The sequence below is a fragment of the Streptomyces sp. NPDC091281 genome (assembly GCF_044757425.1).
Classification (GTDB): Bacteria; Actinomycetota; Actinomycetes; order Streptomycetales; family Streptomycetaceae; genus Streptomyces.
Map to the genome: position 1 here is coordinate 414,745 of NZ_JBIVUY010000006.1, position 17,204 is coordinate 431,948.

The 17,204-nt window shown below is 74.6% G+C and carries 13 protein-coding genes; 7 read left to right on the forward strand and 6 right to left on the reverse strand.

The window, feature by feature from the left end:
• Positions 1 to 12 precede the first annotated feature (12 nt).
• The 4 genes from ACIQPQ_RS18780 to ACIQPQ_RS18795 all read left to right on the forward strand — a co-directional run bounded on the left by ACIQPQ_RS18780 (position 13) and on the right by ACIQPQ_RS18795 (position 5,695).
• A complete protein-coding gene (locus ACIQPQ_RS18780; RefSeq protein WP_401305119.1) occupies positions 13 to 1,470 on the forward strand; it encodes an HAD-IA family hydrolase in 1,458 nt (485 codons plus the stop codon).
• Between the two features lie 192 nt (positions 1,471 to 1,662).
• A complete protein-coding gene (locus ACIQPQ_RS18785; protein WP_401305121.1) occupies positions 1,663 to 2,937 on the forward strand; it encodes an MFS transporter in 1,275 nt (424 codons plus the stop codon).
• A gap of 218 nt (positions 2,938 to 3,155) precedes the next feature.
• Positions 3,156 to 3,944: a carbon-nitrogen hydrolase family protein gene (locus ACIQPQ_RS18790; RefSeq protein ID WP_401305123.1), complete on the forward strand. Its 789-nt coding sequence runs from the start codon at positions 3,156 to 3,158 to the stop codon at positions 3,942 to 3,944.
• Between the two features lie 50 nt (positions 3,945 to 3,994).
• Complete coding sequence (locus ACIQPQ_RS18795) at positions 3,995 to 5,695, forward strand: flavin monoamine oxidase family protein (RefSeq protein ID WP_401305125.1); 1,701 nt, start codon at positions 3,995 to 3,997, stop codon at positions 5,693 to 5,695.
• 40 nt (positions 5,696 to 5,735) lie between these two features.
• Here the strand turns inward: ACIQPQ_RS18795 and ACIQPQ_RS18800 are convergent, their stop codons facing one another.
• Positions 5,736 to 6,428 carry a DUF5995 family protein gene (locus ACIQPQ_RS18800; protein ID WP_401305249.1) on the reverse strand — a complete coding sequence of 231 codons (693 nt, stop codon included), beginning with the start codon at positions 6,426 to 6,428 and terminating at the stop codon, positions 5,736 to 5,738.
• A 202-nt stretch (positions 6,429 to 6,630) separates the two neighbouring features.
• On the opposite strand from ACIQPQ_RS18800, the gene ACIQPQ_RS18805 reads away from it, so the two are divergent.
• On the forward strand, positions 6,631 to 7,785 hold the full coding sequence (locus tag ACIQPQ_RS18805; protein WP_401305126.1) for a glycoside hydrolase family 6 protein: 1,155 nt from the start codon (positions 6,631 to 6,633) through the stop codon (positions 7,783 to 7,785).
• Positions 7,786 to 7,843: 58 nt separating this feature from the next.
• Here the strand turns inward: ACIQPQ_RS18805 and ACIQPQ_RS18810 are convergent, their stop codons facing one another.
• Positions 7,844 to 9,235 carry a uracil-xanthine permease family protein gene (locus tag ACIQPQ_RS18810; RefSeq protein ID WP_401305128.1) on the reverse strand — a complete coding sequence of 464 codons (1,392 nt, stop codon included), beginning with the start codon at positions 9,233 to 9,235 and terminating at the stop codon, positions 7,844 to 7,846.
• A 320-nt stretch (positions 9,236 to 9,555) separates the two neighbouring features.
• Between ACIQPQ_RS18810 and ACIQPQ_RS18815 the strand changes: the two genes are divergently transcribed.
• A complete protein-coding gene (locus tag ACIQPQ_RS18815; RefSeq protein ID WP_401305251.1) occupies positions 9,556 to 9,966 on the forward strand; it encodes an acyl-CoA thioesterase in 411 nt (136 codons plus the stop codon).
• Here ACIQPQ_RS18815 and ACIQPQ_RS18820 read toward each other — a convergent pair.
• Positions 9,926 to 11,143, reverse strand: a complete 1,218-nt coding sequence (locus tag ACIQPQ_RS18820) for an MFS transporter (RefSeq protein WP_401305130.1) — start codon at positions 11,141 to 11,143, stop codon at positions 9,926 to 9,928. The genes ACIQPQ_RS18815 and ACIQPQ_RS18820 overlap by 41 nt on opposite strands.
• A 159-nt stretch (positions 11,144 to 11,302) precedes the next feature.
• Here ACIQPQ_RS18820 and ACIQPQ_RS18825 point away from each other — a divergent pair, with 159 nt between their 5' ends.
• A complete protein-coding gene (locus ACIQPQ_RS18825; RefSeq protein WP_401305131.1) occupies positions 11,303 to 12,706 on the forward strand; it encodes an ROK family transcriptional regulator in 1,404 nt (467 codons plus the stop codon).
• A gap of 84 nt (positions 12,707 to 12,790) precedes the next feature.
• On the opposite strand, the gene ACIQPQ_RS18830 is transcribed toward ACIQPQ_RS18825, so the two are convergent.
• The 3 genes from ACIQPQ_RS18830 to ACIQPQ_RS18840 all read right to left on the reverse strand — a co-directional run bounded on the left by ACIQPQ_RS18830 (position 12,791) and on the right by ACIQPQ_RS18840 (position 17,048).
• Positions 12,791 to 13,531 (reverse strand): SDR family oxidoreductase, encoded by a 741-nt coding sequence (locus ACIQPQ_RS18830; protein ID WP_401305133.1) that lies wholly within the window; start codon positions 13,529 to 13,531, stop codon positions 12,791 to 12,793.
• A 125-nt stretch (positions 13,532 to 13,656) separates the two neighbouring features.
• Positions 13,657 to 14,544: an RNA polymerase sigma-70 factor gene (locus ACIQPQ_RS18835; protein WP_401305135.1), complete on the reverse strand. Its 888-nt coding sequence runs from the start codon at positions 14,542 to 14,544 to the stop codon at positions 13,657 to 13,659.
• Positions 14,545 to 14,660: 116 nt separating this feature from the next.
• A complete protein-coding gene (locus ACIQPQ_RS18840; protein WP_401305253.1) occupies positions 14,661 to 17,048 on the reverse strand; it encodes a chitinase C-terminal domain-containing protein in 2,388 nt (795 codons plus the stop codon).
• Positions 17,049 to 17,204 lie beyond the last annotated feature (156 nt).

The following is a 17,204-nucleotide window of genomic DNA, read 5'->3' on the forward strand; positions in this document are numbered from 1 at the left end:
GAGACCCTTGCCATGACCTCCCGACTCCCGCTCCAGGCCGTCCTGTTCGACATGGACGGCACGCTCGTCGACACCGAGCGGCTGTGGTGGGAGGCGGTGGAGCAGGTCGCCGGGCGGGCGCTCACCGAGGCCGACCGGCCCGACGTGCTCGGCCGCCCCGTCGAGCACACCGCGGACTGGCTCGCCGCCGCCACCGGCACCCCCGCCGGGGACCTCGCGGCGGCGCTGCACCGGCAGTTCGCCGACCGCGTCCGCACCGGCGCCGCCCCCCGCCCCGGCGCCCTGGAACTGCTCGACGCGCTCACCGCCGAGGGCGTCCCCACCGCCCTCGTCACCGCCTCCCCCCGCGCGGTCGCCGACACCGTCCTCGCCGCCCTCGGCACCCACCGCTTCGCCGTCTCGGTCACCGCCGACGACACCGGCCGCACCAAGCCCGACCCCGAGCCCTACCTCGCCGCCTGCCGTGCCCTCGGCGTCGACCCGGCCGCCTGCGTGGCCGTCGAGGACACCGAGACCGGCGTCGCCTCCGCCGAGGCCGCCGGATGCACCGTCCTCGCCGTGCCCTCCCTCGCGCCGATCCCCGCCGCCCCCGGCCGCGCCGTCCGCGCCGGGCTCGACGAGGTCACCGTCCCCGCGCTGCGCGCCCTGCTGCCGTACGCCCTGCGCGTGATGACCTGGAACCTCTGGCTCGGCGGGACCCCCGTCCACGACCACCGGGCGAAGCAGCTCAAGGTGATCACCGAGACCGGCGCCGACGTCATCGGCCTCCAGGAGACGCAGGGCACCGCCGCCCAGGAACTCGCCGCCGCCCTCGGCTGGCACCACCACCGCGCGGGCGAGAACCTCGGCATCCTCAGCCGCCACCCCCTCACCGCCCGCCTCGGCGACCCCGACCCCGGCTTCTACGGCGCCGCCGGGGCCCGCGTCGCCGTGGCCCCCGGTGTCGAGGCCGACGTATGGACCTCCCACCTGCACTTCACCCCGTACGGGCCCTACGAGGCCGCCTTCGACGGGCTGCCCGCCGAGACGCTGATCGCGCACGAGGAGGTGCGGCTCGGGCAGCTCCGGGACGCCCTCGCCCGCCTCGACCCCGAGCGGCCGGTCGTCCTCACCGGCGACTTCAACTGCCCCTCCCACCTGGACCGGACCGACGTGGACTGGCCGGTCACCCGCGCCGCCGAGGCCGCCGGACTGCGGGACTCCTTCCGCGAGGCGCACCCCGACCCGGTCCGCGAGCCCGGCCACACCTGGTCCCCGGTGCACGCCGCGCACGAGGACGGCAGCGGGCGGCCCGAACCGCAGGACCGCATCGACTTCGTCCTCCACCGCGGCCTGCGCGTCCTCGACTCGCGCACCCACGTCAGCGGCACCCCCCGCGCCTGGCCGGACGTGGCCGGCAACGACTGGCCGTCCGACCACGCCGCGGTGATCACCACCTTCGCGCTGGGCGGCGGGGACACGGCCGGGTGAGGAGCGGGCGCGGGACGCCCCGGCGAGTGCGGGAACCCCCTGGCCACCGTCGCCCCGGCTGCCTAGGATCGATGCCATGACCTGGCGACATTGATCTTCCCGGAGATCCCACGACACCACCGCCTCCCGAGGGCGGGGGCCGCCTCGGACGCCGTCCCCACGCCGTCCGATCCGCCCCTTCGGGAAGGCCCCATGTCTCTCTCACCCCCGCGTACGCCCGACGTCCCCGTCCGCCGCGTCCGACGGCTCACCGGCACGCTCTACGCGTACGCGTTCCTGGACGAGTTCGTCCTGCTCTACCCGCTGTACGCCCTGCTGTTCGCCGACACCGGGCTGTCCGTCTGGCAGATGTCCTCGCTGTTCGTCCTCTGGTCGGCGACCGGTGTCCTGCTGGAGGTGCCCTCCGGCGCCTGGGCGGACGCGTACTCCCGCCGGGCCCTCCTCGTGCTCGGCCCGCTGCTCGGCGCGGCCGGGTTCGCCCTGTGGGTGCTCGTCCCCTCGTACGCCGCCTTCGCGGCCGGCTTCGTCCTGTGGGGCGCGCGCGGGGCGCTCGGCTCCGGCGCGCTGGAGGCTCTGGTCTACGAGGAACTGGACCGGCTCGGCGCCGCCGACCGCTACGCCCGCCTCATGGGCCGCTCCCAGGCGGCCGGGCAGGTCGCCGTGATGGCGGCCATGGCCCTCGCCGGGCCCGTCTTCGCCGCCCACGGCTATCCGGCGGTCGGCGCGGCCAGCGTCCTGGCCTGCCTGCTCTGCGCCGCGACGGCGGCCCGCTTCCCCGAACACCGGACCACCGGGACCGGGGACGGGGCCGGGCGGGCGGCGGGGGAGGCCGGGGACGCGGCGGAGAAGGCCGGTCCGGAGGGCGGGGCGCCTGAGCGCTCGGGCTGGAGCGCAGCCCTGCGCGAAGGCCTCCGCGAGGCCCGCCGCGACCGGTCCGTGCGCCGCGCCCTGCTCCTCGTCCCGGCGGTGACGGCCGTCTTCGGCGCCCTCGACGAGTACACCCCGCTGCTCGCCCGCGAGACCGGTGTGTCCGACGCGACCGTCCCGTACCTGCTGGTGCTGCTCTGGGCCGGGGTCACCGCGGGCAGCCTGCTGGCCGGGCCCGCGGAGCGCCTGGGCCGCCGCGGGTACGCCGCCGTCCTCGCGCTCTCCGCCCTCGCCCTCGCCGTCGGCGCCACCACCGGCACCCCCGCGGGCCTCGCCCTCGTCGCCGTCGCCTTCGGCGGCTTCCAGCTCGCCACCGTGCTGGCCGACGTCCGGCTCCAGCACCGGATCGAGGGCACCGGCCGCGCCACCCTCACCTCCTTCGCGGGCCTCGGCACGGAGCTGGTCACCATCGGGGTGTACGGCGCCTACACGGTCCTCGCCACGGGCGGCGGCCACGGCACGGCGTTCGCCCTGAGCGCCGTTCCGTACCTGGTCACAGCGGTGCTGGTGGCCCGGCCGGAGCGGGACGGCGACGGCTGAGCCCCTCGGAGGGACGGGGCCGAGCCGTCTCGCGGGGCGTGGCGGGTCGGGGCGCGCAACGAATCGCCGCCCCGCCCCCGGCGCACGCAACGAACCGCCCACCCGCGCGCAACGGCTCCGCCTTGTCCGCCCCGGCCGGCCGCCCGTACCGTCTACGTGGCCCCCACACCCATCTCGGGCCGCCCCCGCACCCTGCTCGCACCCGCTGAGGACCCCGCATGCGCATCGCCCTGCTCCAGAGCTCCGGCCGCCCCGGCTCCGTCGCCGAGAACCTCAAGGTCCTCGACGAGGCCGCGGGCCGCGCCGCCGCCGCGGGGGCCGGGCTGATCGTCACCTCCGAGATGTTCCTCACCGGCTACGCCATCGGCGACGACGTCGCCCGCCTCGCCGAGCCCGCCGACGGCGACGCCGCCGACGCCGTCGCCGAGATCGCCGGACGGCACGGCCTCGCCGTCGTCTACGGCTACCCGGAGCGCGCGGGCGACGCCGTCTTCAACGCGGCACAGCTGATCTCCGCCGACGGGTCGCGGCTCACCGGGTACCGCAAGACGCACCTCTACGGCCCCTTCGAGCACCGGCACTTCACCCCCGGCGGCCGACTCGTCGTCCAGGCCGACCTCGACGGCCTCACCGTCGGCCTGCTGATCTGCTACGACGTCGAGTTCCCGGAGAACGTCCGCGCCCACGCCCTCGCCGGCACCGACCTGCTGGTGGTGCCCACCGCGCTGATGCACCCGTACCCCGTTGTCGCCGAGTCGCTGGTCCCGGTGCGCGCCCTGGAGAACGCGCTGTACGTCGCCTACGTCAACCGGGTCGGCGTGGAAGCGGAGTTCGACTTCCTGGGGCTCTCCGTGCTGGCCGGACCCGACGGGGTGGCCCGCGCCCGCGCCGGACGCGAGGAGGAACTGGTCCTCGCCGACGTCGACCCCGCCTTCCTGGCCGCCGCCCGCGAGGCCAGCCCCTACCTCACGGACCGCCGCCCCGCCCTGTACGGGCCCCTGGTCTGAACTCCCCCCGCTCTCCCGCTCGTTCTCGTCCCGCTAGGAGTCCGTACCCCATGACGTCCACCGTGCCCAACGCCGTCGAGCACGCCGACGCGCCGCAGCAGCCGCCGATCACCATGTTCGGCCCGGACTTCCCCTACGCCTACGACGACTTCCTCGCCCACCCGGCGGGCCTCGGCCAGGTCCCGGCGACCGAGCACGGCACCGAGGTCGCCGTCATCGGCGGCGGACTCTCCGGGATCGTCGCCGCGTACGAGCTGATGAAGATGGGCCTCAAGCCGGTCGTCTACGAGGCCGACCGGATCGGCGGACGCCTGCGCACCGTCGGCTTCGACGGCTGCGACCCCTCGCTGACCGCGGAGATGGGCGCGATGCGCTTCCCGCCGTCCTCCACCGCGCTCCAGCACTACATCGACCTGGTGGACCTGGAGACCCGGCCGTTCCCCAACCCCCTGGCGGAGACCACCCCTTCGACGGTCGTCGACCTCAAGGGCGAGTCCCACTACGCCGAGACGGTGGCCGACCTGCCGCAGGTCTACCGGGACGTGGCCGCCGCCTGGAACGCCTGCCTCGAAGAGGGCGCCGACTTCTCCGACATGAACCGGGCGATGCGCGAGCGGGACGTGCCGCGCATCCGGGAGATCTGGGCGCGGCTCGTCGAGAAGCTCGACAACCAGACCTTCTACGGCTTCCTCTGCGACTCCCCGTCGTTCAGGTCCTTCCGGCACCGGGAGATCTTCGGGCAGGTCGGCTTCGGCACCGGCGGCTGGGACACCGACTTCCCCAACTCCATCCTGGAGATCCTGCGGGTCGTCTACAGCGAGGCCGACGACCACCACCGCGGCATCGTCGGCGGCTCCCAGCAACTGCCGCTGCGGCTGTGGGAGCGGGCACCGCAGAAGATCGTGCACTGGGCGCAGGGCACCTCGCTGGCCGGTCTCCACCGGGGCGGCGAGCCCCGCCCGGCCGTGACCCGGCTGCACCGCACCGCGGGCAACCGGATCACCGTCACCGACGCCGACGGCGACATCCGCACCTTCGCGGCGGCGGTCTTCACCGCGCAGTCCTGGATGCTGCTGTCGAAGATCGCCTGCGACGACGCGCTGTTCCCGATCGACCACTGGACCGCCATCGAGCGCACCCACTACATGGAGTCCAGCAAGCTGTTCGTCCCCGTCGACCGGCCGTTCTGGCTCGACAAGGACGAGAGGACCGGCCGGGACGTCATGTCGATGACGCTCACCGACCGCATGACGCGCGGCACGTACCTCCTCGACGACGGCCCCGACCGGCCCGCCGTCATCTGCCTCTCCTACACGTGGTGCGACGACAGCCTGAAGTGGCTGCCGCTCTCCGCGAACGAGCGGATGGAGGTCATGCTGAAGTCGCTCGGCGAGATCTACCCGGACGTCGACATCCGCAGCCACGTCATCGGCAACCCGGTGACGGTCTCCTGGGAGAACGAGCCCTACTTCATGGGCGCGTTCAAGGCCAACCTCCCCGGCCACTACCGCTACCAGCGCCGCCTGTTCACCCACTTCATGCAGGACCGCCTCCCCGAGGACAAGCGCGGCATCTTCCTCGCGGGCGACGACATCTCCTGGACCGCCGGCTGGGCCGAGGGCGCCGTCCAGACCGCCCTGAACGCCGTCTGGGGCGTCATGCACCACCTCGGCGGCACCACCGACCCCACCAACCCGGGGCCTGGCGACGCCTACGAGGACATCGCGCCGGTCGAACTGCCCGACGACTGAGGCGGTCCGACGGTCCGCCGAACCCGCGCGGCCCGCTCGGTCAGCCCGTCCCGTACCCGGCGCGGGGAACGCTCCGCCACTCCGGCAGGGGGGTGAGCAGCATGCGGCCCGCGAAGCCGATCGCCGTGTCCAGGCGGGTGGTGAACTCGGCGGCCAGGTCGGGGAGATGGCGCAGCGCCCACAGGGCGCGGGCGGTGGACCAGCTGGCGTCGCGGGCGCGGTCCAGGGACCAGGCGCCCACCAGGTGGGTGAGGGGATCGGCGAGCTGGAGCAGGTCGGGGCCCGGCATCAGCTCCTCCCGCACCCGTTCCTCCAGCGCGGCCAGCAGATCGCCGACCCGGTCGAACTCGTCCTCCAGGTCGGCCGGCTGGCAGGCGAGGGCGGCGCAGGTGTCCACGACGGCGAGCGCCAGGTCGTGTCCGATGTGCGCGTTGATGCCCGCGAGCGCGAACTGCACCGGCCGTACGCCGGGATGGCCCCGCAGGTGGAACAGCGGGCGCCAGCAGGCGGGCGGGCGGCGGCCGGTGGCGTCCGCGTCCACGGCCGCGAGGTAGCGCTCGGCGAACCGTACGTCCAGGGTGGCCGCGGCCAGGGGATCGGTGAACTCCCCGCCGTCGATGCGCCGGTCGACCTCCTCGGTGACGGTGAGGTAGACGCGGTTGAAGACCGCGACCCCGTCCCCGGGCGGGAGGGCCGCGTCGAGGGCGCGCAGCCGGGCGATCACCCCGTCCACCGGCCCGTCGGACGGCCCGGACCCACCCGGTCCGCCGGGCCCGGAGCCGCCGGGGCGCGGGACGAACTGTTCCAAGTGCGGCATGCGGCAAGGGTCCCAGCCCTAGGCTGACCCGCGGGCCGACGGGCCCGCCGCTTCCCCGGAACGAGGGAACGGGTCCGTCGCGCGCGAGCACCCGAGGGGAGCGTGGTACGTGCGAGGCGTGCGCGAACGGCGTCCGGGCCGACGCGGCGGCATCACCGCCCTCGCCTCGGCCGCCGTCGTCCTGGCCGTCGGCGCGGGGCTGTCGGCCGGATGCGGGGCCTCCGGGGACTCCGGGGACGCCGACGAGTCCGGGGGCCGTCCCGACCGCCGGGCGGTCGGAGCGTCGCGGACGGCACCGTCACCCGCGGCGAGCAGCCCCCTCCCGTCCGCCCCGGTGTCCCCCTCGGCCCCGGCCACGCCCTCCGCTTCCCCCACGCCCACCCGCGCCCCCGCCCGGCTCTACCGCCACCCCGCGTCCCAGATCCGCGACTGGCTCCGGGCCCACCCGGACGACGCACGCCACGCGGTCCTCGCGTCCCGCATCGCGGACCACCCGACGGCCGTGTGGTTCACCGAGACCACGCCGGACGCCCGGGGTGCCGACGCCACCCTCACCGCACGCGTCCGGGCGGTGACCTCGGGCGCGGCCGCGCGGGACCGGGTCGCGGTCGTCGTGGCGTACGCCGTCCCGGACCGCGACTGCGGCGGTGCCTCCGACGGCGGGGCGCGGGACGTCGCCGCCTACGGCCGCTGGATCGACCGGTTCGCCGCCGGGCTCGGCCCCCGCGAGGTGATCGTGCTGCTGGAGCCGGACGCGCTCGCCCAGACGGACTGCCTCTCCGCCGACGCCCTGTCCGCCCGCCTCACCGCGCTGGCCCGCGCGGGCCGCGCCATCCGGGCCGCCGCGCCGAAGGCCCGCGTCTACTACGACGCGGGCCACTCCCACTGGAACCCCCCGGCCGCCCAGGCGGCCCTGCTGGCCCGCGCCGGGGCCCGCGAGGCGTCCGGGATCTTCAGCAACGTCTCCAACTTCCGCCGCACCGCGGACGAGATCGCCTACGACCGGCGGGTACTGGACGCCCTCGGCGGCCCGCCCGGCCTCGGCGCCGTCATCGACACCAGCCGCAACGGCAACGGCCCGCCCGCCGACGACGCCTGGTGCGACCCCGACGGGCGGCGCATCGGCCGCACCCCGACCCTCGACACCGGCGCACCCCGCATCGACGCCTACCTGTGGGTGAAACCGCCCGGCGAGTCCGACGGCTGCAAGGGCGAGGCGGGGACGTTCAGCCCGGCGTACGCCTACGAACTCGCGGGCGGAGCACGGCCGTAGCGCCTCCCTCGGGCCGAACGCCCGTACCGCCGCCCGCGACCGCGCCCCCGGCGGCAGGTCATCGTCCTTGCTCGCCGCCCGTGTCGTAGGCCGACGTGCCCTCGTCCAACAGGGGCCGCTGGTCCTTGAGATGGGGCGGGGCGAAGGCGCGCAGGGCGTGGTAGCCGACGATGACGACGAGGGTGCCCAGCGCGATCCCGCTCAGCGAGAACGTGTCGGTGAACGTCATGGTGACGTCGCCGACGCCGATGATGATGCCCGCCGCGGCCGGGACCAGGTTCAGCGGATTGCGCAGGTCCACCCAGGCGTTGAGCCAGATCTGCGCGCCGAGCAGGCCGATCATGCCGTACAGGATGACGGTGATGCCGCCGAGGACGCCGCCCGGGATCGCGGCGACCACCGCGCCGAACTTCGGGCAGAGGCCGAAGAGGAGCGCGAACCCAGCGGCGGCCCAGTAGGCGGCCGTGGAGTAGACGCGGGTCGCGGCCATCACGCCGATGTTCTCGGAGTACGTGGTGTTGGGCGGGCCGCCGACCGCCGTGGAGAGCACCGAGCCGATGCCGTCGGCGGAGATCGCGGTGCCGAGCTTGTCGTCGAGCGGGTCGCCGGTCATCTCGCCGACCGCCTTGACGTGACCGGCGTTCTCCGCGACGAGCGCGATCACCACCGGCAGCGCCACCAGGATCGCCGACCACTCGAACGTCGGCCCGTGGAAGTCGGGCAGCCCGATCCAGTCGGCGCGTCCGACGGCGGACAGGTCCAGCCGCCAGTGGTCGGTGACCTTGCCGCTCGCGTCGGCGGAGTGGATACGGCCGAAGATCCGGTCGAACGCCCAGGAGACCGCGTAGCCGAAGACCAGGCCGAGGAAGATCGCGATCCGGGACCAGAAGCCCCGCAGACAGACCACGGCCAGCGCCGTGAACGCCATGACGAGCAGGGCCGTCCACTGGTCCTGCGGCCAGTAGGTGGAGGCGGTGACCGGGGCCAGGTTGAAGCCGATCAGCATCACCACCGCGCCGGTCACGATCGGCGGCATCGCCGCGTGGATGATCCGCGCGCCGAACCGCTGCACGGCCACGCCCACCAGGAACAGCGCGACGCCGACGACCAGGACCGCCCCGGTGACGGTGGCGCTGGTGCCGCCCTGGGCGCGGATCACGGCCGCCACGCCCACGAAGGACAGCGAGCAGCCGAGGTAGCTGGGCACCCGGCCGCGGGTCGCCAGCAGGAAGATCACCGTGGCGACACCGGACATCATGATCGCCAGGTTGGGGTCCAGGCCCATGAGGACCGGTGCGACGAACGACGCCCCGAACATGGCCACCACGTGCTGGGCGCCGAGCCCGATCGTGCGGGGCCAGGTGAGCCGTTCGTCGGGGCGGACCACCGCGCCGGGGGCGGGCGTGCGCCCGTCACCGCCGTGGAGTGTCCAGCGGACGCCGAGATCCATGGTGCGGTTTCGCTTTCGTCGTACGGAGGGAGGGGCGGGGCCGTGCGCGGCGCCGTACCCCTCCGGCTGGAGCGGACCGGGCCATTCTCACGCGCGCGAAGAGGGGTGAGCGACCGCTTAGGATCGGGGTGGGTGTCCGATGCACCTTTCCGCCCCGTGCGGCCCGTCCCGACCCCCTGTTCCGTCCCGCCCCAGGAGCCCCGCCCGTGACCGCCGAAACCTCGACCACCGCCCCGAACGCCACCCCCACCACCCCCGCGACCACCACCCCCGCCGAAACCGCCGCGCCCGCGCCCGACCCCCTCGCCCACGGCCGCCTCATCCCCGTCACCGTCCACTTCGACGACCTCGACGCGCTCGGCCTGCTGCACAACGCCCGCTACCCGCTCATGGTCGAGCGCGCCTGGACCGAGCTGTGGCACGAGCACGGGGTGCGGTTCGAGGGCGACTGGGCGGCGGCCGGGGACGCCTGCAACGCCGTCCGCGAACTGCGTATCGGCTACGAGGCCCCGGTGACCGCGGTCGGCCGCTACGCCGTCCACCTCTGGCTGGAGCGGCTCGGCACCACCGGCCTCACCTACGGCTTCCGCTTCTGCTCGGCCGACGGCGCCCTCACCTACGCGCGGGGCACCCGCGTCCTGGTCCGGCTGGACCCGGCGACGATGCGCCCCGCGCCGTGGAGCGACGTCCTCAGGTCCGCGGGCCGGGCACTGCTGCGTCCCGCGGAGTGACCGCCGGGGCCGCCTTGGTCCGCTCCCCGCCGCGCAGCACGCCCGCGCACACCACCAGGCCGACGGTCAGCACCGTCACCACGCCGAACGACACCATCAGGCTCGTCGCCTGCGCCACCCCGCCGATCAGCCCCGGCGCGATCAGGCCCGAGGTGTACGTGATGGTGGCGACGCCCGCGATGGCCTGGCTCGGGTTGGGCCCGCTGCGCCCGGCCGCGGCGAAGCACAGCGGGACGACGACGGCGATGCCCAGCCCCATCAGGCCGAACCCGGCGATCGCCGCCGCGGCGTTCCCCGACACCACGATCAGCACCCCGCCGAGCGCGGCCAGCACCCCGCCCGCCCGCACGGTACGCACCGCGCCGAGCCGGTTCACCACCGCGTCGCCCACCAGCCGCGCCACCGCCATCGTCAGCATGAAGCCGGTGGTGCAGGCCGCGGCGAGCCCGGCCGAGGAGTCGAGTTCGTCGCGCAGGTAGACCGCCGACCAGTCCAGGCTCGCGCCCTCCGCGAACACCGCGCAGAAGCCGACCGCGCCGATCAGCAGCGCCGAGCGCGGCGGCAGCGTGAAGCGCGGCGGGGGCTCCTCGTCGGCCGTCGGCCGCAGATCCAGCACCCACTGGCAGGCCAGCAGCCCGAGCAGGGTCAGCGCCACCGACGCGCAGACGTGGTGCAGCCGCGCGTCCACCCCCAGGTGCGCCGCGAGCGTCCCGCCCGCCGAACCGGCCAGCGCGCCCGCGCTCCACATGCCGTGCAGACCGGACATGATCGACCGGTCGAGCCGGTGCTCGACCTCCACACCCAGCGCGTTCATCGCCACGTCCGACATGCCCGCGGTCGCGCCGTAGGCGAACATCGCCAGGCAGAGGGTGACCAGGTTCGGCGCGAGCGCGGGCAGCATCAGCGACAGCGTCCACAGCGCCAGCAGCCCGCGCAGGGCGCCGCGGCTGCCGAACCGGTGGGTGATCCGCCCGGCGAGGGGCATCGCGCAGGCCGCGCCGAACGCGGTGAAGGCCAGCGCCACGCCGAGCTGTCCGGCGCTCACCGAGGCGTGGTCCTGGATCCACGGCACCCGGGTGGCGAACGAGCCGGTGACCGCCCCGTGCACGGCGAACACGGCGGCCACGGCCACCCTGGCCCGCCGCACCTCCGTCGGTGCCAGTGCCACGTCGCTCATCCCCGGTCCCGTCCCCCTCCTCACAGCGCTGACGCCCGGCGGACACGCCGAGCGTACGCCGCTCGTCCGCGGCGTCGCCGTAAACTATCAGGAACCCTGCCTGATAAATAGTGGACGGATTTGCCGGACCCGCCCGGCCCCCATGGGAGGATTCCCCGCATGCCCGCATCCCCGAGCACGGCCCGCGTCCTCAACGACCGGCTCGCCCTGCGCCTCCTCCAGGACGAAGGCCCCCTGACGGCAGGCCAGTTGAAGCAGCTCACCGGGCTCTCCCGGCCCACCGTCGCCGACCTCGTCGAGCGGCTCACCGCGGCCGGGCTGATCGAGGTCGTGGGGGAGGCGGGGGAGCAGCGGCGCGGCCCCAACGCCAGGCTCTACGGGCTGGTCGCCGGACGCGCCCACCTGGCGGCCCTGGACGTGCGCACCGAGGGCGTCACCGTCCTCGTCTCCGACCTGGTGGGCGGGGTCCTCGCCGAGGCCGCCGTCCCGATCGGCGGCGACACCGGCACCGGGTCCGCGGTGGAGCAGGCGGTCACCCTGGTCGAGCGGGCCGCGAAGGAGGCGGGCGCGGACGGGCTGCACACCGTCGGCATCGGCGCGCCCGGCCTGATCGACCCCGCCTCCGGCGACCTGCGCGACTCCTCCGGGCTGCCCGCCTGGCACCGCCGCCTGGTGGCCACCCTCGCCGAACGGCTGCCCGGCGCCCGCGTCACCGTCGAGAACGAGACCAACCTCGCCGCCCTCGCCGAACAGCGGGAGGGCGCCGCCCGCGACCGCGACACCTTCGTCCTGCTCTGGCTGGGCCACGGCACCGGCGCCGCCGTCGTCCTGGACGGCGCCCTGCGCCGGGGCGCCTCCGGCGGCACCGGGGAGATCGGCTTCCTGCCGGTGCCGGGCACCACCGGCCTGCCCTCGGCCACCGACTGCGCGGGCGGCTTCCACTCCCTCGCGGGCTCGGCCGCCATCACGTCCCTGGCCCGCGCACACGGCCTCCCCGGAGCCCCCGCCCCCGAGGAGCCGGGGGAACCGGAGGCGGCGGGGGTGGTACGGGCCGCGCTGGCCTCGGCGCGGGAGGCGGTCGCCGCGGTGCCGGAGGCGGTGACCTCGGTGCCGGAGGCGGGGGAGTCGGCGGTCACAGCGGGCGGCGCGGGGGAGTCCGCGCCTTCGGCGGACGGCACCACGGACCCCACGGCCACACCCGCATCCGCCCCCGCCCCCGTCCCCGTACGGCAGGACGCCCCGGCCTCGCCGCCCGCCCCGGCCTCTCCGCCGCACGCCGCCGCCGATCGTTTCCTGGACGCCCTCGCGGACCGGATCGCCCTCGGGGCGGCCTCCGTGGTCGCCGTGCTGGACCCGGGGTGCGTGGTGCTCGGCGGCGAGGTCGGCCGGGCGGGCGGGCCGGACCTCGCCGCCCGCGTCGAACGGCGGCTGCGGCGGATGTCCCCGCTGCCCACCGAGGTGCGCCCCAGCGCGCTGGGCGGCGGCGCGGTCCTGCGCGGGGCGCTGCTCACCGCCCGCGAGTCCGCCCAGGACGACCTCTTCGGAGCCCCGGACGCCACCTGACGGGCCACTTGACGGGCCACCTGACGGGCCGGCGGAATCCGGCCCCGGCCCGCAGGCCCAGCCGCCCGGCCCCCTTCCCCCCGCTCAGCCCCGCCGCCGCGCCAGGTACTCCTCGAACGTCCCCTTCCCCACCGCCCGTTCGGGCGCCAGGTGGCCGCCCGCCCGGAAGGCGCGGTAGGCCTTGCCGAACAGAGGCACGTTCAGCACCGCGCGCCGCTTCCCGGTGGCCGTCAGGTAGGCGCGGGCCAGCGAGGCGAACGTACGGACCTCGGGTCCGCCCAGGTCCTCGACCCGTCCCGCGGGCGGGCCCGCCGCCAGCTCCGCGAGCCGGTCCGCGACCTCCGCCACCTCGACCGGCTGGTCGCTCACCCCGGCCGGGAGCAGCAGCACCGGCAGCTTCGCCAGCCCGTCGAACAGCTGGACGAGCAGATCGTGGAACTGGGTGGCGCGCAGCACGGTCCAGCCCAGCCCCGACCCCGCGACCAGGCCCTCGACGGCGTGCTTGGCGCGGTAGTAGCCGAACGGCACCCGGTCCACGCCGACGATCGAGATGTACACCAGGTGCGCCACCCCGGCCCGCCGCGCCGCGTCGATCAGGTGCCCGGCGGCCTCCTCGTCGCCGCCGCGCGGGCTGCTCGCGCAGTGCACCACCGTGTCCACGCCCGCGAGCGCCGTGTCCAGACCGGGCCCGCCCGCCCGCAGGTCGACGGCGTACGGCCGCGCGCTCCGGCTGAGGACCCGGACCTCGTGCCCGTCCGCCCGCAGCCGCTCGACGACGAGCCGCCCGAGGGTTCCGGTCCCGCCGGTCACCAGGATCGTGGTCATGCTGGTCAGCTCCTTCCGACACGGGACGCCCCTGTGCGGAACGCCCTCGTGAGCCTTGACCGGACAGCACCCCCGGAATGTGACACCCGGCCGCGGAACCGGCTGCCGGACCCGCGCGGCGGCCGTCAGCCCCGGGCGAGCTGACGCCGTACGAAGTCCAGCTTGTCGGGGTTCATCACGGCCCGCACCCGGGCGATGGCGTCGCCGTCGCAGCCGAAGGCGAGCACGCCGACCGGCTGGTCGCCCGCGTGGACGAGGAGCCCGGCGGCGCCGTTGACCTCGGTGATCGTGTACGTGAGGCCGTCGCCGCCCTTGCGGAGGGTGCCGAGGAGGAAGCGGACCACCTTGGCGCGGCCCACGACCGGCCGCAGGGCGGCGCTGACCCGGCCGCCACCGTCGCTCCACCAGGTGACGTCGTCGGCGAGGACCCGCTCCAGCGCGGTGAGGTCGCCGTCCCGGGCGGCGGCGACGAAGGACTCCACCAGCTCCCGCTGCCGCCGCGGCGCGGCCTCGAACCGCGCCTCGCCCTCCGCGAGCCGCGCCACCGCCCGCCGGTACAGCTGACGGCAGTTGGCCTCCCCGATCCCGAGCACGCCGGAGATCTCGCGGTGCCCGTAGGCGAAGGCCTCCCGCAGCACGTACACCGCCCGCTCGGTCGGCGTCAGCCGTTCCAGCAGCACCAGCAGGGCGTACGACACCCCGTCCCGCAGCTCGGCCGCCTCCTGGGGGCCGAGGGCGCCCTCGGCGGTGACGACCGGCTCGGGCAGCCAGGTCCCGGGGTAGCGCTCGCGGCGGGCCCGCGCCGAGGTCAGCCGGTTGAGGCAGAGCCGGGTGACGGCGGTGGCCAGCCAGGCGGCGGGCCGCTCGACGGCCGCCCGGTCGGTGCCGTCGAACCGCAGCCAGGTGTCCTGGACCGCGTCCTCCGCCTCATGGGCCGACCCCAGCATCCGGTAGGCGATACCGAACAGCCGGGGTCGGTGGATCTCGAACTCCTCGGCACGCGCGGTCGTCATGACCTCACCCTGTCAGAGCGGTGCGCGGGGCCGGGGAGGCCGGGGTGGAGAGGCCCGGCGGCGGGCAAGGGCCGTCGTCACCGCCGCCGGGCCGGTCTTGTGGTGCGGAGGGTGGATCAGCAGGCGCCGAGGTCCTGCCACACCCCCCACTCACCGGTGGTGCCGGGCTCCTCGCCCTTCGTCCACCACTTGGCCCGCCAGGTGTGCCCCTTGTGCGAGACGCGGGTGTCGCCGACGTACTCCGCGGTCGCGTTCCACGCCGGGGAGGCGCAGGTGCCGCTGCTGCCGGACGGGGAGGGCGACGGCGAGGCGCTGCCGGACGGGCTGGGGCTCGGGCTCGGGCCCGTGGACGTCGACGGGCTGGGGCTCGGGCTGCCGCCGGGCTCCACCACTGTCGTCCCGCGCGCCAGGTCCCCGGCGAGGGCGTACGTCTTGCCGCCGAAGGTCACCGTCCAGTTCGACGGGGTCGACACCGGCAGGTAGTAGACGAAGTCCAGCTCCACCGACGCGCCGGGCGCCAGCGTCTGCCAGGCGGGCAGCTTCAGGGAGACCCGGTTGTAGTCGCCCTTGAGGCCGCCGACGTTGTTCGCCGCCGTGTGGTCGCTGCGGATCACCGAAGTGCCCCAGCCGGACTGGTCCTTGGCGTTGCCGGGGGCCGAAGTGCCGTAGTCGAAGCGGAACTCGGAGCCGCCGGGCAGCGTGGTCGAGGTGTTGTTGGTGATCTTCAGCTTCGGGCTGATCGGGTAGTTGGAGTCGCCGAGCGGGAACTGGCCGAACTCCACGTCGATCTTCAGCGCCTCGGTCGGCAGGTCGATCGTGGACCGCTTCGCGCCGTACGGCGAGGCGGACTTGAACTTGTCGTACATCAGCGAGGTCAGCGTCGAGCCGGGCTCGTACTGGCCCTTGGCCGCGTTCCAGCCGTAGTCACCGGCAAGCTCCCAGACCATCGTGCCGCCGATGCCCTTGTTCACCACGTAGTCCGCCTTGGCGGCCACCGACTGCTCGTCCTCGGTCGACAGGAACACCTTCTTCTCGGCGTTCCACAGCCACGGCGCGACCAGCGTGGAGTCGTACTTGCGGGCATAGGTGCCGGTCAGCCTGGTCCCGGCCGGGAAGCCGTACTGCGTGACGTAGTCGCCGACGACGCCCTTCTCCAGGTTCTTGGCGTGCCACATCGGGTTGGACCCGGCGGGCGACTCCTTGCCCGCGGTGTCCAGGTCGTGCCAGAGGTTGTCTATGCCGACGGCGCCGTCACCGCACTTGGTCAGCCCCGCCCCGGCCGGGCAGGTGGTGGTCGCCGCCTTGCCCCACAGACCGTCGGTGCCGCCGGTGACGTTCTTGAACCCCCGTGTGTAGTAGGGGAGTCCGATGTTGATCCGGCCGGCCGGCATCGAGCCGCGGAAGTAGTGGTAGGACCAGTCGGTGTTGAGGTAGCCGGTGCCGCCGTACTGCGAGGTCGTGTAGACGCCCGCCGAGGCGAGTTCGGCGTCCTTGCCGTCGTCGAAGAGCGAGGCGTTCGGGCCGACGTACTCGTTCCAGGCGCCGTGCAGGTCGTACGACATGATGTTGACGTAGTCCAGGTACTTCTGGACCTGGAACGTCTCCATGCCGCGCAGCAGATAGCCCGACGAGGGCGCCGCCACCGACAGCAGGTAGTGCTTGCCGTCCGCCGCGCCCGCGCGGTCCAGCTTCTCGCGGAGGGTCTTCATCAGGGCGGCGTAGCCCTTGACCAGACCGGCCCGGCGGGCGTTGGAGAGGGACCAGTCGAGCGGGTTGCCCGCGTCCTTCATCGTCGTCGGGTACTCGTAGTCGATGTCGACGCCGTTGAAGCCGTACTTGCGGATGAAGTCGACCGAGGAGTTCGCGAAGGTGTCGATGCCCGCCTGGTTGACGGAGCCGTCCGCGTTGGTGGCCATCGAGTAGAAGCCGCCCGAGTTCACGCGGGTGCCGTCGGCGGCGAAGTAGCCGCCCGTCTCGGCCCAACCGCCCACCGAGATCAGCGTCTTGACGTTCGGGTGCTGCTTCTTGAACTTGTTGAGCAGGTTGAAGTGGCCCTGGTAGGAGAAGGACGGGTCCATCTCCGCGCCCGCCACGCCCGGCCAGGTCATCCCGGTGGCCGCGTTGGTCGCGCCGTCCGCGCCCACCGACAGCTTGTTGCCGCCGTCGACGTGCGCGAAGGCGTAGTTGAGGTGGGTGACCTTGTCCCAGGGGATGTCCTTGGCGAGGTAGGCGGGGGTGCCGTCCTTGCCGGTGCGCCAGCCGGTGAAGTAGCCGATCACCCGGCGCTGGTGGTCCGCGCCCATCTTCTCCCGGCCCGCCGTGTCGTAGACCGAGCAGTAGGGGACGTCGACGCCGGGCGTCTGGTAGAGGCCGTCGGGGCGACAGGACCCCTGGTCGGCGGCGTTGGAGACGGTGGCGGGCAGTCCGGCGAGCAGCAGACCCGCGACCGCTCCGGCGGCGGCGAGCAGGGCCGGTCTCGCCCGGCCTCGTGAAGGGGACAGCACAGACAGCACAGTCGGTTCCTCTCCGCGGAAGTTGCGCAGAACATAAAGAGGACTAGACCACTGCGTCAATAGGTATGGACCAATTTCGGGGCGCGGGCCCGGTGGAGGGCAAGGCGGGCGCCCCGGAAGGGAGTTGGGGGCGGTCTCGACCGGCAC